General features: G+C 35.9%; 23 protein-coding genes. 18 read left to right on the top strand and 5 right to left on the bottom strand.

Annotation, left to right across the window (positions count from 1 at the left end; genetic code table 11):
- The first annotated feature begins 96 nt into the window (after positions 1–96).
- The 12 genes from I2490_RS10235 (at position 97) to I2490_RS10180 (ending at position 12,319) form a co-directional block, all read left to right on the top strand.
- Positions 97–2,127 (top strand): putative bifunctional diguanylate cyclase/phosphodiesterase, encoded by a 2,031-nt coding sequence (locus tag I2490_RS10235; protein WP_206459592.1) that lies wholly within the window; start codon positions 97–99, stop codon positions 2,125–2,127.
- Positions 2,128–2,296: 169 nt separating this feature from the next.
- On the top strand, positions 2,297–3,652 hold the full coding sequence (locus tag I2490_RS10230) for a sodium-dependent transporter (protein ID WP_206459591.1): 1,356 nt from the start codon (positions 2,297–2,299) through the stop codon (positions 3,650–3,652).
- Between the two features lie 150 nt (positions 3,653–3,802).
- Positions 3,803–4,627 carry an MBL fold metallo-hydrolase gene (locus I2490_RS10225; protein WP_206459590.1) on the top strand — a complete coding sequence of 275 codons (825 nt, stop codon included), beginning with the start codon at positions 3,803–3,805 and terminating at the stop codon, positions 4,625–4,627.
- 19 nt (positions 4,628–4,646) lie between these two features.
- Entirely contained in the window at positions 4,647–5,480 is an 834-nt protein-coding gene (locus I2490_RS10220; RefSeq protein ID WP_206459589.1) for a mechanosensitive ion channel family protein, read from the top strand.
- A gap of 346 nt (positions 5,481–5,826) precedes the next feature.
- Entirely contained in the window at positions 5,827–6,753 is a 927-nt protein-coding gene (gene pyrB, locus I2490_RS10215) for an aspartate carbamoyltransferase (protein WP_206459588.1), read from the top strand.
- 70 nt (positions 6,754–6,823) lie between these two features.
- Complete coding sequence (locus I2490_RS10210) at positions 6,824–7,306, top strand: aspartate carbamoyltransferase regulatory subunit (RefSeq protein ID WP_206459587.1); 483 nt, start codon at positions 6,824–6,826, stop codon at positions 7,304–7,306.
- Positions 7,260–8,585 (top strand): dihydroorotase, encoded by a 1,326-nt coding sequence (locus I2490_RS10205; protein WP_206459586.1) that lies wholly within the window; start codon positions 7,260–7,262, stop codon positions 8,583–8,585. Before I2490_RS10210 ends, I2490_RS10205 begins: the two co-directional genes overlap by 47 nt.
- Positions 8,586–8,666: 81 nt before the next feature.
- Entirely contained in the window at positions 8,667–9,593 is a 927-nt protein-coding gene (gene pyrF, locus I2490_RS10200) for an orotidine-5'-phosphate decarboxylase (RefSeq protein WP_206459585.1), read from the top strand.
- A gap of 11 nt (positions 9,594–9,604) precedes the next feature.
- Positions 9,605–10,393 carry a dihydroorotate dehydrogenase electron transfer subunit gene (locus tag I2490_RS10195; protein ID WP_206459584.1) on the top strand — a complete coding sequence of 263 codons (789 nt, stop codon included), beginning with the start codon at positions 9,605–9,607 and terminating at the stop codon, positions 10,391–10,393.
- Positions 10,383–11,333 carry a dihydroorotate dehydrogenase gene (locus I2490_RS10190; protein WP_206459583.1) on the top strand — a complete coding sequence of 317 codons (951 nt, stop codon included), beginning with the start codon at positions 10,383–10,385 and terminating at the stop codon, positions 11,331–11,333. Before I2490_RS10195 ends, I2490_RS10190 begins: the two co-directional genes overlap by 11 nt.
- 14 nt (positions 11,334–11,347) lie before the next feature.
- Positions 11,348–12,034 carry an orotate phosphoribosyltransferase gene (pyrE, locus tag I2490_RS10185; RefSeq protein WP_206459582.1) on the top strand — a complete coding sequence of 229 codons (687 nt, stop codon included), beginning with the start codon at positions 11,348–11,350 and terminating at the stop codon, positions 12,032–12,034.
- 96 nt (positions 12,035–12,130) lie between these two features.
- Positions 12,131–12,319 carry a putative motility protein gene (locus I2490_RS10180; RefSeq protein WP_206459581.1) on the top strand — a complete coding sequence of 63 codons (189 nt, stop codon included), beginning with the start codon at positions 12,131–12,133 and terminating at the stop codon, positions 12,317–12,319.
- A gap of 184 nt (positions 12,320–12,503) precedes the next feature.
- Here I2490_RS10180 and I2490_RS10175 read toward each other — a convergent pair whose 3' ends face one another.
- Positions 12,504–12,791, bottom strand: coding sequence for a cysteine-rich small domain-containing protein (locus tag I2490_RS10175; protein ID WP_206459722.1), 288 nt, complete (start codon positions 12,789–12,791; stop codon positions 12,504–12,506).
- A gap of 337 nt (positions 12,792–13,128) precedes the next feature.
- Between I2490_RS10175 and I2490_RS10170 the strand changes: the two genes are divergently transcribed.
- The 4 genes from I2490_RS10170 to I2490_RS10155 all read left to right on the top strand — a co-directional run bounded on the left by I2490_RS10170 (position 13,129) and on the right by I2490_RS10155 (position 16,059).
- Positions 13,129–13,692, top strand: coding sequence for a manganese efflux pump MntP (locus tag I2490_RS10170; RefSeq protein WP_206459580.1), 564 nt, complete (start codon positions 13,129–13,131; stop codon positions 13,690–13,692).
- A 118-nt stretch (positions 13,693–13,810) separates the two neighbouring features.
- Positions 13,811–14,266 carry a peptide deformylase gene (gene def / locus I2490_RS10165; protein WP_206459579.1) on the top strand — a complete coding sequence of 152 codons (456 nt, stop codon included), beginning with the start codon at positions 13,811–13,813 and terminating at the stop codon, positions 14,264–14,266.
- Between the two features lie 259 nt (positions 14,267–14,525).
- Positions 14,526–14,840 carry a PadR family transcriptional regulator gene (locus I2490_RS10160; protein WP_206459578.1) on the top strand — a complete coding sequence of 105 codons (315 nt, stop codon included), beginning with the start codon at positions 14,526–14,528 and terminating at the stop codon, positions 14,838–14,840.
- Positions 14,827–16,059: a DUF2812 domain-containing protein gene (locus I2490_RS10155; RefSeq protein WP_206459577.1), complete on the top strand. Its 1,233-nt coding sequence runs from the start codon at positions 14,827–14,829 to the stop codon at positions 16,057–16,059. The genes I2490_RS10160 and I2490_RS10155 overlap by 14 nt, the downstream gene beginning before the upstream one ends.
- On the opposite strand, the gene I2490_RS10150 is transcribed toward I2490_RS10155, so the two are convergent.
- The 3 genes from I2490_RS10150 to I2490_RS10140 all read right to left on the bottom strand — a co-directional run bounded on the left by I2490_RS10150 (position 16,046) and on the right by I2490_RS10140 (position 19,654).
- Complete coding sequence (locus tag I2490_RS10150) at positions 16,046–16,780, bottom strand: acyl-ACP thioesterase domain-containing protein (protein ID WP_206459576.1); 735 nt, start codon at positions 16,778–16,780, stop codon at positions 16,046–16,048. The two genes, I2490_RS10155 and I2490_RS10150, sit on opposite strands and share 14 nt — an antisense overlap.
- Before the next feature lie 22 nt (positions 16,781–16,802).
- Positions 16,803–17,762, bottom strand: a complete 960-nt coding sequence (locus tag I2490_RS10145; RefSeq protein WP_206459575.1) for a DMT family transporter — start codon at positions 17,760–17,762, stop codon at positions 16,803–16,805.
- Between the two features lie 71 nt (positions 17,763–17,833).
- Positions 17,834–19,654 (bottom strand): ABC-F family ATP-binding cassette domain-containing protein, encoded by a 1,821-nt coding sequence (locus I2490_RS10140; protein ID WP_206459574.1) that lies wholly within the window; start codon positions 19,652–19,654, stop codon positions 17,834–17,836.
- Between the two features lie 78 nt (positions 19,655–19,732).
- Here I2490_RS10140 and I2490_RS10135 point away from each other — a divergent pair, with 78 nt between their 5' ends.
- Positions 19,733–20,275 carry a beta-class carbonic anhydrase gene (locus I2490_RS10135; RefSeq protein ID WP_206459573.1) on the top strand — a complete coding sequence of 181 codons (543 nt, stop codon included), beginning with the start codon at positions 19,733–19,735 and terminating at the stop codon, positions 20,273–20,275.
- Between the two features lie 154 nt (positions 20,276–20,429).
- Here the strand turns inward: I2490_RS10135 and I2490_RS10130 are convergent, their stop codons facing one another.
- The gene (locus I2490_RS10130; protein ID WP_206459572.1) at positions 20,430–21,608 is read right to left on the bottom strand and encodes an S-layer homology domain-containing protein; all 1,179 of its coding nucleotides are present in this window, start codon (positions 21,606–21,608) and stop codon (positions 20,430–20,432) included.
- A gap of 181 nt (positions 21,609–21,789) precedes the next feature.
- On the opposite strand from I2490_RS10130, the gene I2490_RS10125 reads away from it, so the two are divergent.
- Positions 21,790–25,251: a DNA polymerase III subunit alpha gene (locus tag I2490_RS10125; RefSeq protein ID WP_206459571.1), complete on the top strand. Its 3,462-nt coding sequence runs from the start codon at positions 21,790–21,792 to the stop codon at positions 25,249–25,251.
- The last annotated feature ends 57 nt before the right edge of the window (positions 25,252–25,308 follow it).

Here is a 25,308-nt window from a genome sequence, read left to right as displayed (position 1 = left end):
AAAGTACGAACACAGCATAAATAGGGAGCAGGTTACTTTAAATCTGCTCCCGTTTTATGGTTAAAAGACTAGCATTGCAACGAAAGGCCTCAAGGTATGAATCGAAAGCGTTTAATGAATGAACAGGATGATTTGATTTACGTCAATGACTTGAAGACCCAAGAAATTCTATTTATAAATGATGCTGCAAAAATGCGAATGGGTCTAAAAGACATAGATTGTCTAGAAAAAAAATGTTATCAGTTGATTCAGGGTTTATCAAAACCCTGCGCTTGTTGTGAAAATCATCTCTTAACATCGAATGAAACCTATAAATGGGATTATGCAAATCATTTTATGGAAGGAAATTATCTATTAAGACATAAGCTGGTTGAATGGAACGGACAATTAGCAAGAATGGAAATTGCCATAGAAAATACAAAAGAAGAAAATAATAATCAAAGTGATTTAAGATGTAATATAGAGCTAATATTGTTACAAGCCATTCATGATTTAACCCAAAAAGAAGATTTTTTTGGTGCCATGGAATTGGTACTAAATAGAATTGGGCAAAGTTATGGTGCACAATCTGTTTATGTTGTAGAAATTAATCATACCAATCATGGTGAGATCCTTTATGGATGGTGTAAGAATTCGAACGATAAGAAGATTTCTTTGAATACACAAGATTCTTTAATTTTAGAAAGTTGGGACTATCTTTCCGGAGGGAAACAATGGAATGTGCTTAGCATTGGTGACACCTTGCATATAGTCCCGATGGTGGATGTTGAATATGGCGATGGGTATTTTGCAATCGAATGTGTTTGTGAAGAACTTGAGACTCTTTCTGACATCCTGTTAATCGGTCATATTATATTAAATGAAATCACCAAAAGAAGATTACAAAATCAAATTGAATATATTAATAATTATGATGCATTGACTGGAACATTTCGAAGAAGTCTTTATTTAAACCATTTGAAGCATATAGAGGAGAAAGAGCCTTCTTCAATGGGGGTGCTATTAGCTAATATAAATGGTTTAAAGAAAGTCAATGAATATTATGGAAACGAATATGGTGATAAAGTAGTACGAGCAACCGGGAGCATTTTAATTGATCAATTTGGAAACAAATGTGTTTTCCGTTTAAGTGGAGATGAATTCGTTGTATTATGCGAAAATATTAATAAAAAGAATTTTCATCTGAAGGTTCAAGCGGTGAAAGAAGAGTTCAGTCAAATGGATCATTTGGGTGTCTCTATTGGTTATACATGGGCAGAGGAAGAATTTGAATTAACACAGTTAATTGATCATGCCGATGAATTGATGTACATTGAAAAGCAGCAGTTTTACACCAATGAAGAGTTTTCGATAAAGCGAAATCGTCCAAAGCATGTAAAAGAGTTACTCAAGTCTATAGAGAATAAAGAATATGAAATGTATTTACAACCCAAAAACGATATGATAACTGGTGAACTTATCGGAGCAGAGGCACTTGTAAGGTATATACATCCACAAAATGGTGTAATTCCTCCTAGTAAATTTATTCCTACCCTAGAACGTGAAAGAACCATTCGTTATATCGATTTCTTTATGTATGAAGAAGTCTGTAAAATGATGGAGCAATGGCATAAGCAAGGAAGAAAGCTTCTTCCTGTTTCTCTAAACTTTTCAAGGGCTACCATATTAGAAAGAGATTTTATGGAGCAACTTCTTTTAATTTATGGGAAGTACGATATTCCATATAATTGTATTGAAATTGAAATTACAGAGAGTATGGGGGAATTGGAAAAGGAAACACTTGCAGAAATCAGTGCACAAATGAAATCCGAAGGATTTGCTGTTTCATTAGATGACTTTGGATCGGAATATACGAATATGGCTATTTTAACAATTATGGATTTTGATACTCTAAAACTGGATCGCAGTTTAGTTAGCCGTCTGGAAAAGAGCGAAGAAAATCGTATTGTTGTACAGCATGTCATTGAGATGTGCAAAGAGATGGGAGTTCGCTGCTTAGCTGAAGGAGTGGAGAACGAAAATCAAAAAAAGCTTTTACGTGAAATGGGCTGTGATTTTGCACAAGGATACTTATTTAATAAACCGTTACCGGTAAGTTCGTTTGAAGCGCATTATTATAATCATTAAATGATAAAAATAAGAGAAGAAAGAATTGGGTAGAAATATAAAATATTTTTAATTTTTTTGTTGAATTATTACAAAATATATGCAATAATAAGATAAATAAAAAGGAAAACTCGTTAGAATGAAAATTCATTAGCGAGTTTTTTTAAGGATAAAATTAGGAGGGTTTTTTGTGGAAAATCAAAGAAGTAATTTTTCAAGCAGAATAGGCTTTGTATTAGCTGCTGCCGGTTCTGCGGTAGGTTTAGGTAACATTTGGAGATTTCCATACTTAGCAGCAAAGTATGGCGGCGGAATATTTTTACTTGTATATTTTATTTTATTAGTAACTTTTGGTTTTTCTTTAATGATTGCTGAAATTGCAATCGGAAGAAAGACAAAGCTGAGTGCTGTAGAGGCTTATGGTGCATTAGATAAGCGGTTTGGATTTGTTGGTGCGTTAACGTCACTTGTACCGATTATCATATTCCCATATTATTGTGTAATTGGTGGTTGGGTTGTAAAATATTTTATTGCTTTTATAACTGGAGAAGCTGGTGCTGCTGCACAGGATGGATATTTTACAGATTTTATTACGCAAACGGCTCAGCCGATTATTTGGCTGTTGATTTTTATGGGAGCGACTGCTGCTGTTGTAATGTGCGGTGTAGAAAAGGGAATTGAAAGTGCAAGCAAAATCTTAATGCCGATTTTAGTTGTTCTTTCCATTATTGTTGCGGTATTTAGTATTACAATGCCGGGAGCATGGGATGGATTGCTTTACTATATAACTCCTGATTTCTCCAAATTCTCAATCAAGACTGTATTGGGTGCTTTGGGACAGCTTTTCTATTCCATGTCGCTTGCAATGGGCATTATGATTACATATGGATCTTATATGAAAAAAGAAGCAGATTTGGAATCCTCAGTTAAGCAAATTGAATGGTTTGATGCTGGAATTGCATTTATTGCAGGATTGATGATTGTGCCGGCTGTATATGCGTTTTCCGGTGGTGATGAATCCGCAATGAATGCTGGTGCAGGCCTAATGTTTATCACATTACCAAAGGTATTCGCAGCGATGAAGATGGGTACATTAATCGGAGGAATTTTCTTCTTGTTGGTATTGTTTGCTGCATTAACTTCTGCAATATCCTTAATGGAAACCGTTGTTTCCATTGCGCAGGATAAATTAAAATGGGGACGAATCAAGGCATCCATTATCATATTGATTGGATCTATGGCGATTGCATTGCCTTCGACATTAGGATTTGGTGTTTGGAGTCACATTGCTCCTATGGGTATGTCTCTACTGGATTTCTTTGATTTTATCAGTAACAGTGTTTTAATGCCAATTGTCGCATTCTTTACTTGTATCTTTGTAGGATACTTTATTAAGACAAAGACGATTTCAGATGAGGTAAAAGTATCCTCAGAGTTTAAGAGAGAAAATTTATTTATCGTTATTATCAAATACGTAGCACCGATTTGCTTGGTTGTAATTCTGGTAAGCTATGTAATGCAAGGATTAGGTTTTATCAGTATTTAATTTGTTCTTACTGCATATTTAATCGTATAGAAAACCGAAGGAAAAAGATCTTTTCTTTCGGTTTTTTTAAATACTAAATATTGTTGCATTACGATAGTAATCATGGGAAAATAAAGAAGGATTATATTGCAGAAAGGATAAGAGGTTAGAATGAAAGTTTGCGTTATTTTGGATAACAATACTTATGTAGATGAATACTACTATGGTGAGCCTGGAGTATGTTATTACATAGAAGATGAAGGCACGAAAATTATGTTGGATGTCGGTTACAGTGACATCTTTTTAAAAAATGCCAGCGCTCTTGGTGTTTCAATCTCAAATTTGGATATTTTGGTACTATCTCACGGGCATGATGATCATACGAAGGGATTGCCTTCATTTTTTAAGGAACGTGAAGCTTCTAAATTCACAAAAAAGATTATGCTTGTCACGCATCCTGCTACTTTTGATAAGAAACTTTTACATGGTCAGGAGATTGGAATACCAATAACACTAAGGGAAGCGGCAAAGCATTGTCGGCTTTTATTAATGAAGGAACCATTTAAGTTAAGCAAGAATGTCACATTTTTAGGGGAAATACCAAAAGTGGTCAATTTTGAAGAACCTTATAGCATTGGGACAAAGGTAGCAATGGATGAGGAAACAGAGGATTTTGTCATCGAAGACACTGCTTTGGTATTTCAAGGAAAAGAGGGAATTTACATTATTACTGGATGCTCACACAGTGGCATTTGCAATATCATTGAATATGCAAAAAAAGTGACCGGAGTGGATCAGGTTTGTGGTGTTCTTGGAGGATTTCATTTGTTTGAAAGCACCAGTAAAAGGGTACAAGAAACCATCAATTATTTAAAGAAACAAAATATATCAGAACTTTATCCGTGTCATTGTACCTCGTTTGAGGTAAAAGCAGCAATGCATCAAGAAATTAAAGTAAAAGAAGTCGGTGTAGGTTTAGAACTTGAGTGGGAATAAAATATTTGGAGGTGTTAGTATGGGAGCAAATACAAAAGATGAAATTACTACAATTGTACAAAAGTTATTTTCAGATCCAATGTTAGCTGTTACAAAAATAGGAGTGGCTTTGTTGATATTACTTTTTGGATATCTTTTGATTCGTATTTCAACAAAGATTTTGAAAAAAGCGATTGAACGAACTAAAATTGATGAAGTCCTTCATACCTTTTTTATAAATTGTTTAAAAATGTTATTATGGATCATACTGCTTATTACTACTTTAGATTATTTAGGGGTACCGCCGACGTCCTTTTTAACGGTACTTGGAGCGGCAGGTGTTGCAATTGCATTGGCATTAAAGGATAGCTTAAGTAATTTTGCGGGTGGAATTTTAATTATTATCACAAAGCCTTTTTCAAAAGGTGATTTTATTGAGGATATGGAAACATCCGGGAAAGTGGAAAAAATCGATTTGCTTTATACTACTTTAATGACTTTTGATAATAAGGTAATTACTATTCCTAACGGCAAATTAGCAAATTCAACGATAACTAATTATTCAAGAGAGTTACAGAGACGAGTTGATTGTACATTTAGTGTCGGATATGATGACGATATTGCGTTAGTTAAGGAGATTTTAGCTGTGGTAGCTGATTCCAATCCGAAAATTTATAAAGAGCCTATACCGGTAATCGGTGTGGCAGGGCATGGAGACAACGCGGTACAGTTTCATGTGAGAGTATGGTGTGCAACAGAAGATTACTGGGATGTCTTTTACTTTTTACAAGAGCAGGTAAAATTAGCATTTGATCTTCATAATATATCCATTCCTTATCCACAGATGGATATTCATATGAAAAAAAAGAAATAATAATATAGTAAGAATTATCGAAAAATAGTTAATATTTTTTTAAAATAAAATTTAATAAAATAGGCTTGACCTGTTTTCCTGCTTATGATAATATATTGAAGATTTAAGTAGAAAACGAAAGGAAATGCTTTATGATATTTAATAATCGTAAAAAAGAAACCAAAAAAAGCGCTTCTTACCCGACCATGATCGGGCAATTCGCATTTTCTATTTTTATCTTCAATACGTTCATTTGTTGATTAAAAGTCTTCCTTTTTGGAAGACTTTTTTTTATGGGCTTATCAATCTTTTCGCAATATTGTGGAAACGAAATTAACAGGCCTTATTTGAGAAAGGAGAAAGAAATATGTTAGCAGGAAGAAGTTTATTAGAACCAATGGATTTTACAGTAGAGGAAATGGATGAAATTTTTACATTGGCGGATAGAATTATAGAAGATCCAAAGAAATACGCACATGCATGTGATGGTAGATTACTTGCTACTTTGTTTTATGAACCAAGCACAAGAACGAGATTTAGTTTTGAAGCAGCGATGCTTCGTTTAGGAGGCGAAGTAATTGGATTTTCGGAACCAAATTCCAGTTCCGTAGCAAAGGGCGAGAGCATTGCCGATACAATTCGAACAGTAGCTTGCTATTGTGATATCGCAGTGATGCGTCATCCAAAAGAAGGAGCGCCAAAGGTAGCTGCATGGAGCACAGAGATGCCGGTAATCAATGCAGGAGATGGCGGTCATATGCATCCGACTCAAACCTTAACAGACTTGTTAACGATCCACCGTGAAAAAGGAAGCTTTGAAAATTTAACAGTTGGGCTTTGTGGTGATTTAAAATTTGGGAGAACGGTGCATTCCTTAATTAAAGCCCTCTCTCGTTATAAGAACGTAAAATTTGTGTTGATTTCACCGGAAGAATTGCGTATTCCAGAATATGTGAGAAAAGAGATTTTAATAAAAAATAACATACCGTTTAAAGAAGTTGAAAAGATGCAAGAAGTTCTTCCTGAACTGGATATGCTTTATATGACTCGTGTACAGAAGGAAAGATTTTTTAATGAGGAAGACTATATTCGCTTAAAGGACAGTTATATATTAGATCCAGCTAAGATGGAATTAGCAAAAGAGAATATGATGGTTTTACATCCATTGCCAAGAGTGAATGAAATTGCAGTTGAGGTGGATTCAGACCCGAGAGCACTTTATTTCAAGCAAGCAAAATATGGTATGTATGTTAGAATGGCTTTAATTATGAGCTTACTTGGAGTTGAAGTTTAATAGAAAATTATAAGGATATTTGTTTCCATAAGGACAGAAAATAAAAATGTAAAAAATAGGAGGGAATAGAATGGTAGTTATTAATAGTATAGAAAAAGGAATCGTTATTGACCATATTAAAGCTGGACAGGGTGCAAAAATTTTAAATTATTTAGACATCGATGCAGAAAAGCATTCCGTAGCCTTTTTAATGAATGCGAGCAGCGAGAAGCATGGAAAAAAGGATGTTATAAAAATAGATAAAGTAATCGATGTAGATTTGGCTGTATTAGGCTTAATTGATCCCGATTGCACAGTAAACATTATTGAAGACCATATCATTTCAAAGAAGATAAAACCGGAAATACCGAAAACAGTAACGAATGTGATTCGTTGTAAAAATCCAAGATGCGTAACATCAGTAGAAGTAAATGCTCCACACATTTTTCATCTGATTAATGAAGAAAACAGAGAATACCGATGTGAATATTGTGATGATATTGTGAGCATGAAGGGAGACAATGTAAATGAAATTGTGCATAAGAAATGGGATGGTAATCAGTCCGGCAAATAAGCTGGAGCAGCTTGCAGATGTATATATTGAGGATGGCATTATAACAGGTATTACCAATCCGGGGGAAAGAAATTTTCATGGTGAATATAAGGAAATTTCTGCCTCTGGGAAATGGGTTGTTCCAGGTTTGATTGATTTGCATGTACATTTTCGTGAACCGGGGTTTGAGTACAAAGAGGATATAGAAAGTGGATGCCGTGCGGCAGCGAAGGGCGGATTTACTACGGTTTGTCCAATGCCAAATACAAAACCTGCTATCGACAATCCGGAATTGGTTGCCTTTGTTGCGAAGAAAGCAATGGAAGCAAATGGTGTTGCAGTTCTTCCTATCGGAGCAATTACGTTAGGACAGGAAGGAAATGAATTAAGTGATTTTGAAGCTATGAAAAATGCTCCGGGTTCCATTTATGCATTGAGCGAGGATGGAAAATCAGTTATGGATTCTCAAATTATGATGCAGGCAATGAAAAAGGCGAAGGATTTGAATTTGCCGATTTTCTCTCATACAGAGGATCGAGAATTGGCAAAGGGTGGTGTGATGAATGAAGGAGAAACGGCACGTTCTCTTGGACTTTCTGGTATTCCTTCAGAAGCGGAAGAAATCATTGCCATTCGAGATATTCTTTTAGCAAAAAATACAGGTTGCCAATTACATTTGTGCCATATTAGTACAAAAGGAAGCGTTGAATTGATTCGTCAGGCAAAGTATTATGGAATTCCTGTCACTGCAGAAACGGCTCCTCATTATTTTCTTCTTACCGATAAGGATGTTATTAAGAATGGTCAGGAAACCGGGAGCAAGAGGCTAAAAGCTGATCCAAATTGGAAAATGAATCCACCTTTACGTTCTGAGGAAGATCGGTTGGAAATTATTAAGGGATTAAAGGATGGAACGATTGATGTGATTGCTACGGATCATGCACCGCACCATAGTGAAGAAAAAGCAAAAACGTTTCAGGAAGCACCCTTTGGTATTATCGGTTTGGAAACAAGCTTTGCATTAAGTTTTACCGCCCTGGTAAAAACAGGAATCCTTTCTCCAAAGGAGCTTATTTCAAGGATGAGTAAAACGCCGGCTGAGATTCTGGGGATTGACCGTGGTGTGATTGAAGTGGGAAAAACGGCGGATTTAGCTATTATTGATGTAGAGAAGGAATATGAAATCAATTTTGATTCTTTTGCTTCTAAATCAAGAAATACTCCTTTCATGGGAAAAAAAGTTTTTGGGCAGGTTTGCTATACAATGGTTGACGGAAAGGTCATTTACTCGTTAGAATAAAGAAAAGAGGAAGAGCTGTCCCAGTGCAGATTTATATTGGGGCAGCTCCGATTATGTATATAGAAAGCATGGAGGAAAAATATGATCGATTGTTTGTTAGAAAAAATAAAAGAAACGAAAAATCCAACGGTTGTGGGGCTGGACCCATCTTATGCAATGATTCCTAAGTATATAAAGGAAGAAATGTTGGAACGATATGGAAAAACACCAAAAGCCGTTGCACAGATGTTTTTGACTTTTAATAAGGCAATCATCGATCAAGTTTGGGATTTGATTCCTGCTGTTAAGCCTCAGATTGCAATGTATGAACGATATGGACTAGATGGAATTTCCGCCTATATGGAAACGATTGAATATGCAAAAGAAAAAGGCTTAATTATTATTGGCGATATTAAACGTGGAGATATTTCTTCCACTGCGGAAGCCTATGCTGCACACATCAATGGAGTAGAAATTGAAGGAGAAACGTTCGATCTTTGGAAAGAGGACTCTATCACAGTCAATCCCTACTTTGGCATCGATGGAATAAAGCCGTTTCTGGAACCTTGCATCAAAAAAGACAAAGGAATCTTTATTTTGGTGAAAACAAGTAATCCTGGAAGTGGTGAACTGCAAGATCGCATGATTGATGGAGAGCCACTTTATTGCAGAGTCGCAGATCTTGTTACCAAGTGGGGCGAAGAGGCTATGGGAACGATGGGGTATAGTAAGGTTGGTGCAGTAGTTGGAGCAACGCATAAGGAGCAGGGGATTGCTCTACGTAAGCGTATGCCGCATACCTTTTTCTTAGTACCCGGTTATGGTGCTCAGGGAGGCACTGGAGCGGATTTAAAAGGGTATTTTGATAAGGATGGACTTGGGATTATAGTTAATTCGTCAAGGGGGATCATTGCAGCTTATCAAAAGGATGATAACTTTGCAGATGCAGAAACGATAGGAGCAGAATTTGCTGAAGCTTCCAGAAAAGCTGTAATTAACATGAAGCAGGATTTAGAAAGAGCGTTATAGGAGTGAAGAGTATGGAAAAGTATAGAGTGGAGGCAAGAGTCCTATCGAATGAATGCATAGCTAAAGATGTTTATCAAATGACATTGGAATGTGTAGATGCAGCTCTTTCAGCTAAATGTGGTCAGTTTGTAAATCTGTATATGAAAAATGAGTCGTTGTTGCTTCCAAGGCCAATTAGTATTTGCTGGATTGACGGAGCAAAGTTGACATTAGTTTATGGTATGGTCGGAAAAGGGACTGAGGAACTTTCAACCTATGGATTTGGTGACCTTTTGCAGATGTCTATGCCAAGAGGAAACGGCTATGATTTAGAAGTTGTAAAGGAAGGTCAAAGTGCGCTGGTGATCGGCGGTGGAATTGGTGTACCTCCTTTGTTGGAATTAACTTATGCGTTGACCCAAAAAGGGATAAAGGTAACTGCAGTAATTGGCTTTCAAGAAGAACCATTTCTTATGAAACCTTTGATTAAAGCCGGAGCTGATTTGTATGTGGCAACCGATTCCGGTACGTCTGGTTTTCATGGAAATGTTGTAGACTTGATGGAGCAGGAAAAGTTAACTGCAGATGCTTATTTTGCTTGCGGACCAAAACCGATGTTGAACGCATTAACAAATTTTGTATTACAGCAGAAAAAAGACATTCAAATCTCTATGGAAGAGCGGATGGGCTGCGGTTATGGAGCATGTGTTGGATGTGTTTGCACAATTCGTGATAAAGAGAGCGGCTTAGAGGTACGAAAAAAGGTTTGTAAGGATGGACCGGTATTTTGGGGAAGCGAGGTGGTTTGGGATGCAAAATAACAACAATCCATCAAATAAAGAGATAGAAAATGAGGATTTAGACCTTCGAGTAAAAATTGCCGGCGTAGAATGGAAGAATCCGATTACAACCGCATCCGGTACTTTTTCTGCGAAAGAAAGCAGTGCTTTTTATGATTTAGGTAAATTAGGAGCAGTAACAACCAAAGGGGTTTCCGATGTACCTTGGAGCGGGAATCCTACACCGCGTATTGCCGAAACTTATGGAGGAATGCTGAATGCAGTTGGACTTCAAAATCCAGGCGTGGAAGCGTTCATTTCTGAGGAGATTCCATACATCAAAAAGTATGATACAAAGCTCATTGCAAATGTGGCAGGACATACATTAGAAGAATACTGCCGCACGGTAGAAAAATTAAACGATACGGATGTAGATATGATGGAGATTAATATTTCTTGCCCAAATGTAAAGGAGGGCGGTATCGGATTTGGTACTGATGCAAAAATGGCAGCTGAAGTTACAAAAGCTGTTAAATCACTTACAAAAAAACCCATAATTATTAAATTAACTCCAAATGTAACCAGCATATCTGAAATTGCAAAAGCAGTAGAAGCGGAAGGCGCTGATGCAGTTTCTTTAATTAATACTTTGCTTGGTATGCGCATAGATGTAAGACGCGGAAGGACTGTACTTGCGAATAAAACTGGCGGCCTTTCCGGACCGTCAGTTAAACCGGTAGCTGTTCGTATGGTGTATGAGGTACGTAAGGCGGTTCGTATTCCGATTATTGGATTAGGTGGCATTATGACCGGGGAAGATGCGGCAGAATTTCTAATGGCGGGAGCAAATGCTGTAGCTATTGGAACGGCAGCACTGATTAATCCGACTGCACCAATCGATATATTAGAAGGATTAAAAACCTATATGAAAGAAATGGGCTTTCAAAACATTCAACAAATACAAAATGCCTTTTGTGATTAAGTGGGAGAAAAAGAATGAATTATAAAAAGAATTTTATTGAGTTTATGGTGAAATCCGGTGTTTTAACCTTTGGTGATTTTATAACAAAAAGTGGAAGAAAAACCCCATATTTTATTAATACTGGAAATTATAAAACAGGTGAACAGGCTGCTAAGCTAGGTCAATTTTATGCAAAATGCATTGAAGAAAACCGAAAAACGGGGAAAATTACGGGAGACATTACTGCTTTATTTGGTCCGGCATATAAGGGAATTCCTTTAGCAGTAGCAACCTCCATATCATTAGCGACAGAATTTCAATGTAATGTAAATTATTGCTTTAACCGAAAAGAGGCAAAGGATCATGGAGAGGGCGGCACCATGGTAGGATATAAGCTTCAAGATGGAGATAAAGTGCTGATTATTGAAGATGTCATTACGGCAGGAACCGCTATCAGAGAGTGTTTTCCAATTTTAAAGTCCACAGCAGATGTTAAAATAGAAGGATTGATTATTTCAGTTGACCGTATGGAACGTGGTGCGGGGAATAAGACTGCAATTCAGGAGATTGAAGAAGAATTTGGCATTAAGACGTTTCCGATTGTAACCGTTCGTGAAATTATTGATACACTTTACAACACAGAGGTAGATGGTAAGGTATACATTAATGATGAAATGAAAGCTAGAATGGAAGCGTATTTACAGGAGTATTGTGTAAAATAAACGGAAAAGAATTGCTTTTCTATAATATAACTGATACACTTATATAAATTAAGTTATTTAATGTTTATTTGTACTACAGAAAAAGGATGTGATTGTATGGAGCTATCTTCTTTCATGGCTATGAACTTACAAAGTCTGCAGCAAACTCTTGCTATGGCAAATTTAAATCGTGCAATGAAGATAGAAACTGAGGGAGCGCTTAACTTAATTCAAAGTATGGAACAAGCAAATCCTCAGCAAAGTTTGGATCCTACAATGGGGAATCTGCTGGATGCCCGTGCATGATATTTATCAGACAAAGCTCACCGATTGTGAGCTTTCTTTTTTTTCATTAAAAATATCCCCCTGGATTAATATCATTTTAACATTAATCAAAGAGGATATATCTATTTGTACAAATTTAAGACAGACTTATGAAATAATAAAAAGTTTTTATAGTGAATCATATAATTTTTATATGATTTTAATATTATTTTTCGCTTTGTCTTTTAGTCAGTTCTACCAGTTCCTTAAATTTACTCATAATATAGCCGTAATTATCCTTCTTATGTGGTACCATACAATTACTGCAATCTTTTATACCATTTTCGGAATATTTAAAGTTTCCTCCGCAATTTTCCCCAAGTGCATAAAGCGGACAGTAACAAAACAGACAGTTGAATTCTTCCGGATGCTTTGTTTCATGACACGGAAAAAATTCACAAGATTTGTGATTAAAAAAGGAATAATTTTTGCCACGCCATTCATCCTTACCCATTTTTGCTGATTTTTCTTTTTCATTTTTTTCTCTAATCATTTCTGACATTCTTTAATACCTCTCCATAAATAAAAAAAATTGGCATAGCCCTTTATATTCATACAAAGAGATGATATCAGTCTTAGGAAAGTCTGTCAATCTTTGATCGTAATTTTATAAGAAAGTGCCGACTGCAGAATATCCTGCAGTCGGCGAAAGAAGAAGGAGGAATTGAAAGTAGATTCTTATATTATTATTGTAAGTTCTTATATGAAAAATCTAGGAATCTATAAGAATTTAGTTTATAATATGGTGGTATTGTCAAAAATGTGAGATATAAAATGCTTAGGAGAAAAAAATGAATTTAACAGGAATATTTCTTATTGCAGTGGGACTATCAATGGATGCATTCGCAGTTGCAGTTTGTAAAGGGTTATCAATGCAGCGGATGCGATGGAAAAATGCTTTTATTGTCGCTATTTATTTTGCTATATTTCAAGCACTCATGCCATTAATTGGGTATTATGTTGGTGTACAGTTCAGTGACAGCATAGTGCAAGTAGACCATTGGATTGCATTTGTCCTTTTAAGTTTAATTGGTGGGAATATGATTTTGGAATCTCGTAAAAAAGACGAGGTTTTTGATGATAGAATGAATTTTTCACACATGTTAGTACTTGCAGTTGCAACAAGCATTGATGCATTGGCTGTTGGTGTGACATTTGCATTTTTAAAGGTTCAAATTTTTGAAGCGGTATTGCAAATTGGGCTAGTAACGCTATTCCTTTCTCTCATTGGTGTTAAAATCGGTACTATTTTTGGAATTAAATATAAGTCCAAAGCAGAACTTTTCGGTGGCATTATTTTGATTCTCATGGGAATCAAAATTTTATTAGAGCATTTAGGGATGCTGCCTTTTTAAGAGAGAACACGAACATGATTCATCGTTGTATAACTTGACATAGTATGGAGTCAGTGACAAAATAAAGAGAGTGTTTTTTATTTTTAGTGGATAATCAAAAGAAAGGGATGGTTTCTAAATGGCACTGCGAAATATTGTTTTAGATGGAGATCCGATTTTAAGAAAAAAGTGTAAGCCGGTAGAAGAGGTTAATAATAAAGTTCGTCAAATTTTAGATGATATGGCAGAAACAATGTATGATTCAGAGAATGGAGCCGGGTTGGCTGCAAGCCAAGTTGGAATTCTAAAACGCCTTGTAGTAATTGATATGGGTAGTGGGTTGTTAAAGCTGGTAAATCCTGAAATTATCAGTGAGGAAGGTACGCAGAAGGTTATAGAGGGGTGTCTTAGCTTTCCTGGGCAATATGGTAAATTAATTCGCCCTCAAAAGGTAAAGGTAAAAGCTCTTAATGAAGACGGAGAACCTATTATTCTTGAAGGTGAGGGAGATTTGGCAAAATGTTTTTGTCATGAGATCGATCATTTGAATGGAGTTGTTTTTGTAGATAAAGTTACAGAATGGATTCATGCTTAAATATTATTTATAGAGCAAACTAATGTTAGCTCTATTTTTTTTTCCTTATCTTAATTATTTTTAGAGATTAAGCTTATATAGGTATTAACCTCATCATTTTAAAAATAGTGAATTTAAAATATTATTGACAAGAGAAACTAAAATTGATACTATTACGTTATGCAATATATCGCAATACATAATATCGTGATACGTAATATTTAAAGAGTAGCACAATCACTTTTATATTGATAAATCATATGGAAGGGGGGGAGAGAAGATGCCATATGCAGGAGGGCCGATGACAGAGGCTATGTATTATGTTCTTGTCGCCTTATTGAATCCAAATCATGGATATCAATTAATGAGTGCAGTAACTGAAGTTTCAAAGGGAAGAGTTCATATGGGACCGGGTACCTTATATGGTGTTTTGGGGAGAATGCAAAAGGATGAACTTATTTCACTTTCTGATGACGATGGAAGAAGAAAGACCTATACCATTACTGAGGCAGGGAAAGTCGCTTTAAAACGTGAATATGAGCGCTTAAAGGCATTAATAGAAGATGGGGTGGAGATTGAAAATGTGCAAGAATGAAAAAAGAAACGTAGTTTATCGCTTACGGCCGGATGAATATTACCGGATTGGTGAACATGAAAGCTGGTTCATGGATTTGGCAGAGCGAGGACTTCATTTAGAAAAGATGGGTGTGAGGTTTGCTCGTTTTCAAAGAGGGGAACCTAAGAAGATGCAGTATCGTGTGGATTTATTTCCCGGAATTGAAGATCCTTTGGGACAGCAACAAAAAGATTTCTATAAACAATATGGATGGGAATACGTAACGAAATATGGTAAATTTTGTGTTTATCGTTCACCAAATGACGCGAATGCTCCGGAGTTACATACAGATATGGAGGAGCAAGCTTATACAATAAAAGAGTTAGAAAAGACGTTGCGTAATACAACTTTATTTGTGTTGCTCATGGTTGCTTTGATCGTTGTTATGACCTTTTTGAATTGGTTCGTTTCTAAAACCCCAATTTTACATTTAATTGAAGGGGGTTCAATACAGCAGGCTTTTCTTATATTGGTAGAGGTTTATATAGCAATCACCAGCATTCTATCTTGGTTTGCCATTCGACGTTTGCGAAATGATTTAAAAGCGGGATATCCGATTAATCATCATGCTCCATGGAAGAAACGAAAATATTTTACTTTTGGAATTGCAGTAACTTTTACAGTACTGGCATTCATGACCTGTTTGATTCCCATCATGCAAATGACACAGACAAAAGAAGCAACGTTACCTCTTGATATAGAAAGTAAAATACCAGTGGTTCGTCTTGCAGAAATTGAGCAGGATGAAAGATTAGAACGACTGACTGAAGAAAATTTTGTAAAGAGTGCGGTAGATTTTAATAATAATTATGAATCAAAGTGGATGCTTCTTGCGAAGAGCAGCTTTGAGAGCAGAGAGTGTGGCATCATAAATACCGAAATTTGGAAAGATGGAAGTGGAGTGTATTCTCCAAGTATAACTTGCGATATGATTAATCTTCATTTTAAAATACTTGCTGTGCCACTTGCCAAAGAATGGATTTCCTATTATGGAAGACCGGAAGAACTCGCATACGAGGGGGAGCGTTTTGTGAATCAGGAAGACGAACGTTTTGATTTTCTTTCTGTTCATGAGTCGGATGCAAGTCTTCAAATCTGTGCGGTAAAAGAGAAAAAAGTTATGTTTGTAAGGTATTACGGTTATGCGGATACGCAAAACGTTATTAATGCAATTGCAAAATCGTTTAAAAACACATGACAATGTCAAAGGCATTGTCATTTTTTATGTTATTATGCCCGCGAATAAAAAGCTTATTGTCTTCGTATGCTTTGCCGATGGTAAAGGTATCATCAGGTCTTAGCTCTGAAATAAAATAAATTTCCATGCGCTTCATTTCAGAAAGTCGTTTCTTTTCTTCTTTGGAAAAAGCATCATAGGCAAATTCTCCATAACGGCAATTGTTTACATGCCCTAATGGATCGATATAGCTGTGATATACTTTTCGTTCTTCAATATTTTCAAAGGATAGATGGTTTTTAAAAGTAGGAGAAGCTTCAATGGTGAAGAGTTCTTCAGGAGCAGGGGATGTAAATGGAGACTCTTTTTTTCGATAGATCGTTCGCTTTTCTATTTCTAAAAGAACGGAAAAGCTGGAACCATGAAAAAGCAGATCACCTGCAGTATTTCTAAATTCCATTTCACGTCGAAAATAAGGACGTTTATATTGAGAATGCCATGTACGTGCATAGATGGTTTCACATGGAGGAACTGGATTTATTTGTTCAATTTCCAAAGAAATCAATGCCCATGCATAACCATATTTCATTGTTTCATCGACATTAAGATGATAGCGATTTAAATGCTGCTCTGCAATTTGTTCAAATAACATCTGATAGCCATATGGCTTTAAGATGTTATTTTCATTAAAAAGAGATACTTCGGTTTGTACTTCGTAAATACAATCACGTTCCGTTGTCATAGTAATACTCCTTTCAAAAGGTTTATTCTTCTTGATTATTTTGAGATGAAATGTTTTTTGAGACGATTAAATTTGGGTAAAGTGAAACCATTGAGCCTATAAGAATCAGTAAAATACCAATAATCATTGAAACTGGAATGATTTCGTGTAAAAAAATTGCAGCTAAAATGGGTGCTAGTACCGGCTTAAAGAAAAAAGTTAAAGAGGCTGTATTTGCAGATGTGGCTTCCATTGCAAGAAAATAAAAGGCATATCCGCCGCCGGTTACGCCGATGGCAATGTAGAGTACTATGAAAAAATTGTCTGCCGTATAACCGGATAATAATGGAATTTCAGAAAAGACAGAAAGGCCAATGCTTGATAAGCTTAGAGAAATGGTTTTTATATGACTTAACATTACGAATAAAAACATTTCAAAACTTCCCAAAATAAAACTAAAACAGGTAACGACAACGCCACCGTATTGTTGACATTTTTTCTTTCCAAAAACACCATAGAGTGAGAAGGTAACAGTGGCAAGAAGTGTAAATGAAATTCCTGCAGCACTGATTTCTGTATTTAATGGATTAATAATTACTAAAATCCCCAAAAGTTCTAAGAAAAGAGAGATTAGGTTTCTTTTATAGATCACTTCATGAAGGATAAAATAGGCAAATAGCATGACAAAAATGGGATTGCTGCTAAAAAGGACAGCAACAACGGAAGCCTTTGCATTTTCTACGGCCAATTGATAAAATGTCATACTGATAACAACGCCCATGAGACCAAGTAAAGCAAAGTATATCATACTTTGCTTATCAATGCTTACTTGCTTTTTTTTCAAGGTAGAAAGGGCAAAGGGTAATAGGAATATACCTCCTATAAAAAATCGGATTAAAGTAAGTTGAATTGGATGAAATTGACCTGCAATTGATTTTAATGCGATTTCCATGGTACTGAATAAAAACGTTGCAAAGGCAATATACAGATATCCTTTTTTCAAAGTTAAGACCCCTTTCTAATTAGCAATATTGCTTTAATGACTTGGTATATGCTGCTTTTTGATTTTTTTAATTAAGTTGATTGCTGGTTGATTTGTTCTGCTAAATCGTTTAGATAGAGCCAACGATCCATTTTCTCAGCTAATTTATTTTCTAGCTGCTCCTTTTCTGTATTTAGTTCTTGAAGCTTTGTATAGCTGCTTGCAGCTGCTGCCATTTGTACATCAAGATTGGATATTTGATTCTCTAGATCTGCAATTTCATCATCAATGGTATCAAACTCACGTTGTTCATTGAATGTAAATTTTAGCTTCCTCCGATTATTGTTATTGTTTGGTTCGCAGGAATCTTGAATTTGTTCTTTATTTATGGAAGTTGACGATTCTTTCTTTACTTTTAATTCTTTAGTTTCCAACTTTCGAATCTCAATGTAATCGGTATAGCCGCCGGGATAATGACCTATTTTTCCATCATCTTCATAAACAAAGGTTCGAATTGCAATGCGATCAACAAAGTATCGATCATGGGAAACGACCAAAACGGCGCCTGGAAAATGATCCAGATAATCTTCTAAAACGGTAAGTGTTTCAATATCCAAATCATTGGTTGGCTCATCAAATAGTAATACATTCGGCGCGCTCATTAAAATACTCAGTAGATACAAACGGCGTTTTTCCCCGCCGGATAGACGATTGATGCGAACTGAATGAAGACTGCTTGGAAACAGAAAACGCTCCAGCATCTGTGATGCAGTAATGGTTCCGTCTTCGGTTATAACGTTGTACGCGATGCTTTGAATATAGTCGATGACACGTAAATCTTCATTTAAAGATTCGTTTTCTTGTGAAAAATAACCAATTTTTACTGTTTCACCAATTTCTACAGATCCGCTGTCCGGTTGAATCAAGCCTTGAATTAATTTTAAAAGTGTAGATTTTCCACAACCATTTTGACCGATAATTCCAATGCGATCATTTCGTAGAATGGTATAAGTAAAATTGGAAATTAGATTTTTATCACCATAGCTTTTGGATACATTTTTTAGTTCAATTACCTTTTTTCCTAAACGACTAGCTACCGAGTTCATTTGTAGCTTTGTTTCATTGAGAATCAGTTTGTTCTTTTCTAATTCCTCAAATCGTTCGATTCTGGATTTCGCTTTGGTGCTTCTTGCTTGAGCCCCTCTTCGAATCCATTCTAATTCTCTACGGTAAAGTGTTTTTCTTTTTCGCTCAGAGGCAATCGCCATTTCTTCTCTTGCGGCTTTATTTTCCAGATAATAAGCATAGTTGCCCTCATGACGATAGATGGTTCCATTATTAAGTTCTAATATTTTGTTTGTCACACGATCTAAGAAATAACGATCGTGTGTAACCATTAAAATGGCACCTTTAAACTTAGAGAGATATTCTTCTAACCATTCTACCGTATCGCTGTCGATATGATTTGTTGGCTCGTCCAAGATAAGTAGCTCCACAGGACTGACAAAGATACTTGCCATTGCAACTCGTTTTCGTTCTCCGCCGGAAAGTTGATCCATAGGTTTATCAAATTCATGCATTCCAAGTTCTAATAGCATGGACTTGCATTCGTATTCCATCGATTCTCGATTGTTTTCTTCCACATTTTTTAAAACTTGTTCGAGTACAGTATTTTCACATGAAAAAACAGGCATTTGCGGTAAATATCCAATGCGTACACCTTTCGTTTTTGTAATTATGCCGGAATCGGATTCCTCTATTTCTGCCACAATTCGAAGCAGTGTGGATTTTCCGGTGCCGTTTACACCAATTAAACCGATTTTATCTCCCTCATTAATATAAAAGGATAGATTTTCTAACAGTGGTTTTTCTGTATATGATTTACATAGATTAGTAGCGTTTAATATAATCAAAATAAGCTCCTTATTGACAATGATACAACTTAATATTATACTTGTTAAAAATTATAAGAACAAGGGGGTGTGGATGAAATGCTAAAAGAAATGCTTGAGCATAATAAGGCATTTGTTGCAGAAGAACGGTATAAGGAATATCAAACGGATAAATATCCAAGTAAAAAAACGGCGATATTAGCATGTATGGATACGAGGTTAACGGCACTTTTACCTGCTGCTTTGGGGTTAAAAAACGGAGATGTAAAGTTGATTAAAAATGCAGGAGCCGTAGTTTCTCATCCATATGGAAGTGTAATACACAGTTTGATTGTCGCAATTTATGAGCTTGGCGTAGAGGAAATATTGGTAATTGGACACGATGATTGCGGTATGCAGAATATTAACAGTGAAAATCTGATTCAAAAAATGCATGAGCATGGTATTACAGATGTAGATATCGCGAGAAGTGACGGAGCAACTGGTGGCATTCAGGAATGGCTGGTTGGTTTTTGTAATGTCGAAGATGCGGTAAATGGTTCTGTAGAAATTATCAAAACACATCCATTAATTCCAAAGGATGTAAGGATTTATGGATTAATTATGAATCCAGAAACCGGAGAAGTTCGTCAGGTTTGTTAGAAAGATAGGTTAGAGAATAAATAAAGTGACATTGAATTAATTAAGGCTGTTTCAGGAGGAATTTTATTAAATCCTTTTTGAAACAGCCTTTTTCGTTAAAATCTTATATCGTTTACTAATGAATAGCTATATAAATGAATTTTTTATTTACAATTTACTGACCTTCTTCAATGAAAGCAAACTGCTGATAGAGCATCTTCACTTTAGGAAGCGATTCTTTTGCGATGGAATCCGGAAACACAGTGGAAATCAATACAATTTGTGTTTCATTTTCAATTGCCATTATATAATAGTTCATTGAAATATTATCAACGTTTCCTTTTATCGCAGTTAAGATTGCATTGTTACCATTTATAACTGCTTTTTTTGGTGGAGTAAAAGAGGCTTTGCTCATTTTTTTTGATAGCTCTTGTACACAAGAAGCATTGTATGATAAAAGATCGAAGCTTGCTGTATTATTTTTATTTGTTGTTATGGCGGCTAATTGACAAAGTCCATCGTAAGTACTTAGTTCTAAATTTGACTGAGAAGAATGATTTGGTTTGTTTTCAATCCAATCAGACGTAACAGATAGAGAAAAGGAACCATCGTTACTTTTGATGGATTGGTAGTTAGGTTTCAATGATTGATTACTTTTTTTCAGACTTAGTTTTTTTCGCTCACTTGGAATTACCATTCTTGTAAGAAGGACTGCAATTTCTGCCCGTGTAATTTGTTTATTCGGATAAAAAGTTCCAAAATCATCACTTCCTGAAAGAATGCCTGCGTTATAAAGGTACAAAATTGAGGCATGATAAGAATCTGAAGCTTTAATATCCGGAAGCTCAGTAATGTGATTTATTGCTTTTAATGCTGTTTGAGGCAATGCGTGAGAAAATAGATCTGCAACTTCTGCTCGTGTAGCTTTTTTCTCATAATTAGAGAATTGCCCTGCTTTTATGATATTGTTGTCAATGGCATAGATGATAGCACCATCGTACCACTTCGATCCCATCTTATTCATAATTCCGTCGCCTCCATAATAAATTTCATGAACGCGAGATGCAATTGAGAGAGCTTCCGCTATTGTTACGTATCCGTTTGGATCAAAGCGATCCGAGGTTCTTCCGCTGATGAGCCCCAATTCATAGCTTGGTTTCAGGGATTTTTTTATCCATTCCTTAGAGATGTCACAAAAGGTATCTTCCTTGTATTCATAACGTTTTGTAAAACAGTCAAACCCATATTGATTTATATTTGCTGCATTTGCTGCATAAGAAACGTTTGTCATGAACGTCATTAAAATGAGAAAAATAGTAAGTCTTTTATAATGTTTATGTTTTATGAATGTCATTGTTAATCCTTTCTCTTTTGATTGCGCTAAATGATTGTATTTTAATTTAGAGTAGCACACGTATTTAGTTTAGCTTATTTTTTGTGGTGAAACAAGAAAGAAAAGCAAGAACAAACTCGCATTTTAAAATAATTTCTGATAGAATAATTTTATAAAATGAATAAAGAAAGTGAGAAAAATTATGGGTTTTGTACATTTACATGTACATACAGAATACAGTCTTTTGGATGGTGCTTCACGCATCAAGGATTTGATTGCACAAACAAAAGAATTAGGCATGGACGCTGTGGCAATTACAGATCATGGTGTAATGTTTGGTGTCATTGATTTTTATAGAGAAGCTAAAAAACAAGGAATTAAGCCCATTATTGGATGCGAAGTCTATACATCGGCAAGAAGAATGCAAGATAAAGAAGTCGATAAAGATAAACAGCAGGGGCATTTGGTATTATTAGCTAAAAATGAAGTGGGATACCACAACTTAGTGAAAATTGTATCCGCTGGATTTACGGAAGGTTTTTACTATAAGCCTCGAGTGGATCATGAGTTTCTAAAAAATCACAGTGAAGGGTTGATTGCACTGACTGCATGTCTTGCTGGTAATGTACAGCAGAATTTATTAAAAGGAAATTATGAAGGAGCTAAAAAAGAAGTCCTCACTCTTTTAGATATCTTTGGGGAAGGAAACCTTTATTTGGAATTACAGGATCAAGGGTTAGAGGAAGAACAGCGCATATTTCCACAAATGCAGAAGCTGCATGAAGAAACGGGAGTACCGTTTATTGCTACAAACGATGTTCATTATGTAAAAAAAGAAGATGCAAGGGCACACGATGTACTTTTATGCATTCAGACTGCCAGCAGGGTGGATGATGAAGACCGTATGCGTTTTCCGAATGACCAATTTTATTTAAAATCAGAGCAGGAAATGCAATTGTTATTTGGACATATCCCAGAAGCATTGGAAAACACAGTAAAGGTTGCAGAAGAATGCAATGTAGAATTTGTATTTGGAGAACATCATTTGCCGGAGTTTCAAGCACCGGAGGGGAGAAACAATAGAGAATATCTGAGATGGTTATGTGCAGAAGGTATGAAAGAACGGTATGGGGTAGATTCTGCTGAACTTCATGAACGATTGGAATATGAGCTTTCTACCATTGAGAAAATGGGTTATGTAGAATATTTTTTAATTGTTTGGGATTTTATTAACTATGCTAGAAATAAAGGCATTGTGGTAGGACCGGGAAGAGGGTCAGCAGCCGGTAGTATTGTTGCTTACTGTCTACACATTACGAATATCGATCCAATTCGATACGGACTTATTTTTGAGCGATTTTTGAATCCTGAACGTATCAGTATGCCTGATATTGATATTGATTTCTGCTATGAAAGAAGGCAGGAAGTCATTAACTATGTCATTGAAAAATATGGTGAGGATAAGGTTGCTCAGATCATTACCTTTGGAACGATGAAGGCAAAGGCTGCCATACGTGATGTGGGTCGTGCTATGGATATGAGTTACAGTGAAGTGGATGCCATTGCAAAAAAAGTACCTTTTGAATTAAAAATGACAATTGATAAGGCTTTGGAAATGAACCCGGAGTTGAAGAAAGACTATGAAAGCAACTTGCGCATCAAAGAACTCATTGATACGGCACGAGCCTTAGAAGGTATGCCACGCCATGCTTCTACGCATGCTGCAGGAGTTGTAATTTCAAAAAAAAGCATCAATGAATATGTACCTCTTTATCTAGCAGAAAAAGGCGTATCTACTCAGTTTACAATGACAACCATTGAAGAGCTTGGCCTTTTAAAAATGGATTTTCTGGGACTTCGAAATTTAACCGTTATCAGGGATGCACTTGAGTTGATTTGGGAAAACCATAAAAAGAAAATTGATTTTTCTCATATGACCTATGATGATCCTAAGGTCTATGAGCTCATAAGCAGTGGAAATACTATGGGTGTTTTTCAGATGGAAAGCGGTGGTATGACACAGTTTATGAAAAATTTAAAACCGGATTGTTTTGAAGATATTGTGGCAGGAATTTCACTTTATCGTCCGGGACCAATGAATTCCATACCGACATACATTGAAAATAAAAAAAATCCGAAAAATATTTCATACATTGATTCTAGTTTACAGCCGATACTATCTGTAACTTATGGGTGTATGGTTTACCAAGAACAGGTTATGCAGATTGTACGAGACTTGGCTGGATATACGTATGGTAGAAGCGACTTGGTACGCCGCGCAATGAGTAAGAAAAAAAGAGAGGCTATGGAGGAGGAACGGAAGTATTTCATTTATGGAAAAACGGATCAAAATGGTAATGTTGAAATTGAAGGATGTGTGAGAAGAGGGATTTCAGAACAAGCGGCGGATGAGATTTATGGTCAGATGATTTCTTTTGCAGAATATGCGTTCAACAAATCCCATGCAGCAGCTTATGCCGTTTTAGCTTATGAAACTGCTTACTTAAAGACGTATTTTCCTGTAGAGTTTATGGCTGCTTTGATGACCAGTGTGATTGGAGATGCGGCACAGATTGCAAAATACATTCGAAACTGTAATGAAATGAAAATAGATGTACTCCCACCAGATGTTTGTGAAAGCGGAAAGAAATTTACTGTAAAAGATGGGAAAATTCGTTTTGGTCTTTTGGGTGTAAAAAATGTAGGAGAAGGAGTCATTGATGCTATCATTGATGCGAGAGAAAAAAATGGGAAGCCGAAAGATCTCTTTCAGATGATTGAAGAAGTGGATATTCATGAAATTAATAAAAAGGCAATCGAAAGCTTAATGAAAGCAGGGGCAATGGATTGCTTTACCGAGAATCGAGCATCACTCCTCGCTGTTTGTGAAAGTGTTGTGGAGTCGGCACAAAATAATTCTCGAAAAAACTTAGAAGGACAGATCTCTCTCTTTCAATCCAATACGGAGATCATGAATCAAGCTGGAATACAGTCAAAATTACCAAGAGTTGAAAATTTTGACCGAAAGATTTTGATTTCAATGGAGAAAGAAATGTTAGGGGTATATATAACCGGGCATCCTCTTGCAGAGTATAAAGAGCAAATTGAGAAAGTAGTTACCATTCGTACGGAGGATATATCACATGCAGAGGAAAACACAGTAATTCATGATGGAATGAGTGTCACTGTAGCAGGTGTTATCAATAGTAAAAAAACTTTAATTACAAAGAAGAATCAAATGATGGCCTTTGTAGAATTGGAAGATTTGCATGGTTGTGTTGAGGTCATTGTATTTCCGAATGTATATGAACGGTACTCCGAATTGGTTTATGAAGATGGCTTGGTTGTTGTGAAAGGAACCATTAATTTTAAAGAAGAGGAAGCACCTAAAATTTTAGCAAATTCAATTTTTTCTTTAGAAAATTATAATGAAGTAAATTCGCAAAAAATTATTAGATTAGTTATACCATATGATTTGGAAGAAAGTATAACGTTGGAGCGCATACGACAAATATTGCAAAGACATCCTGGAGAAACTCCTGTTATCATTCATTCGGATGCATCCGGAAAGAAGTACAAAACAAAATCGAATTTATGGGTGAATGGAAAGGAAGGATTTTTCAGGGAAATCATTAATTTAATTGGAAAAGATAATGTAAGATGATATAATAAACCGCGTGAGAAAAAGTGTTTCAAGGGTAAAATCGTTTGAGGAGGCAGG

It is taken from the genome of Anaerovorax sp. IOR16 (assembly GCF_017168145.1).
Classification (GTDB): Bacteria; Bacillota; Clostridia; order Peptostreptococcales; family Anaerovoracaceae; genus IOR16.
Note: the sequence above shows the minus strand (reverse complement) of the source record. Positions and strands in the feature narration are given on the sequence as shown.

Bases quoted from the DNA above. Each gene is read 5' to 3' on its own strand.
- I2490_RS10125 (WP_206459571.1), top strand. From the start codon at position 21,790: ATGGGTTTTGTACATTTACATGTACATACAGAATACAGTCTTTTGGAT.
- I2490_RS10205 (WP_206459586.1), top strand. From the start codon at position 7,260: ATGAAATTGTGCATAAGAAATGGGATGGTAATCAGTCCGGCAAATAAG.
- I2490_RS10155 (WP_206459577.1), top strand. From the start codon at position 14,827: ATGTGCAAGAATGAAAAAAGAAACGTAGTTTATCGCTTACGGCCGGAT.
- I2490_RS10220 (WP_206459589.1), top strand. From the start codon at position 4,647: ATGGGAGCAAATACAAAAGATGAAATTACTACAATTGTACAAAAGTTA.
- I2490_RS10130 (WP_206459572.1), bottom strand. From the start codon at position 21,608: ATGACATTCATAAAACATAAACATTATAAAAGACTTACTATTTTTCTC.
- I2490_RS10160 (WP_206459578.1), top strand. From the start codon at position 14,526: ATGCCATATGCAGGAGGGCCGATGACAGAGGCTATGTATTATGTTCTT.
- I2490_RS10195 (WP_206459584.1), top strand. From the start codon at position 9,605: ATGGAAAAGTATAGAGTGGAGGCAAGAGTCCTATCGAATGAATGCATA.
- I2490_RS10235 (WP_206459592.1), top strand. From the start codon at position 97: ATGAATCGAAAGCGTTTAATGAATGAACAGGATGATTTGATTTACGTC.
- I2490_RS10190 (WP_206459583.1), top strand. From the start codon at position 10,383: ATGCAAAATAACAACAATCCATCAAATAAAGAGATAGAAAATGAGGAT.
- I2490_RS10170 (WP_206459580.1), top strand. From the start codon at position 13,129: ATGAATTTAACAGGAATATTTCTTATTGCAGTGGGACTATCAATGGAT.
- I2490_RS10180 (WP_206459581.1), top strand. From the start codon at position 12,131: ATGGAGCTATCTTCTTTCATGGCTATGAACTTACAAAGTCTGCAGCAA.
- def (WP_206459579.1), top strand. From the start codon at position 13,811: ATGGCACTGCGAAATATTGTTTTAGATGGAGATCCGATTTTAAGAAAA.
- I2490_RS10210 (WP_206459587.1), top strand. From the start codon at position 6,824: ATGGTAGTTATTAATAGTATAGAAAAAGGAATCGTTATTGACCATATT.
- I2490_RS10150 (WP_206459576.1), bottom strand. From the start codon at position 16,780: ATGACAACGGAACGTGATTGTATTTACGAAGTACAAACCGAAGTATCT.
- pyrF (WP_206459585.1), top strand. From the start codon at position 8,667: ATGATCGATTGTTTGTTAGAAAAAATAAAAGAAACGAAAAATCCAACG.
- I2490_RS10135 (WP_206459573.1), top strand. From the start codon at position 19,733: ATGCTAAAAGAAATGCTTGAGCATAATAAGGCATTTGTTGCAGAAGAA.
- pyrE (WP_206459582.1), top strand. From the start codon at position 11,348: ATGAATTATAAAAAGAATTTTATTGAGTTTATGGTGAAATCCGGTGTT.
- I2490_RS10175 (WP_206459722.1), bottom strand. From the start codon at position 12,791: ATGGGTAAGGATGAATGGCGTGGCAAAAATTATTCCTTTTTTAATCAC.
- pyrB (WP_206459588.1), top strand. From the start codon at position 5,827: ATGTTAGCAGGAAGAAGTTTATTAGAACCAATGGATTTTACAGTAGAG.
- I2490_RS10225 (WP_206459590.1), top strand. From the start codon at position 3,803: ATGAAAGTTTGCGTTATTTTGGATAACAATACTTATGTAGATGAATAC.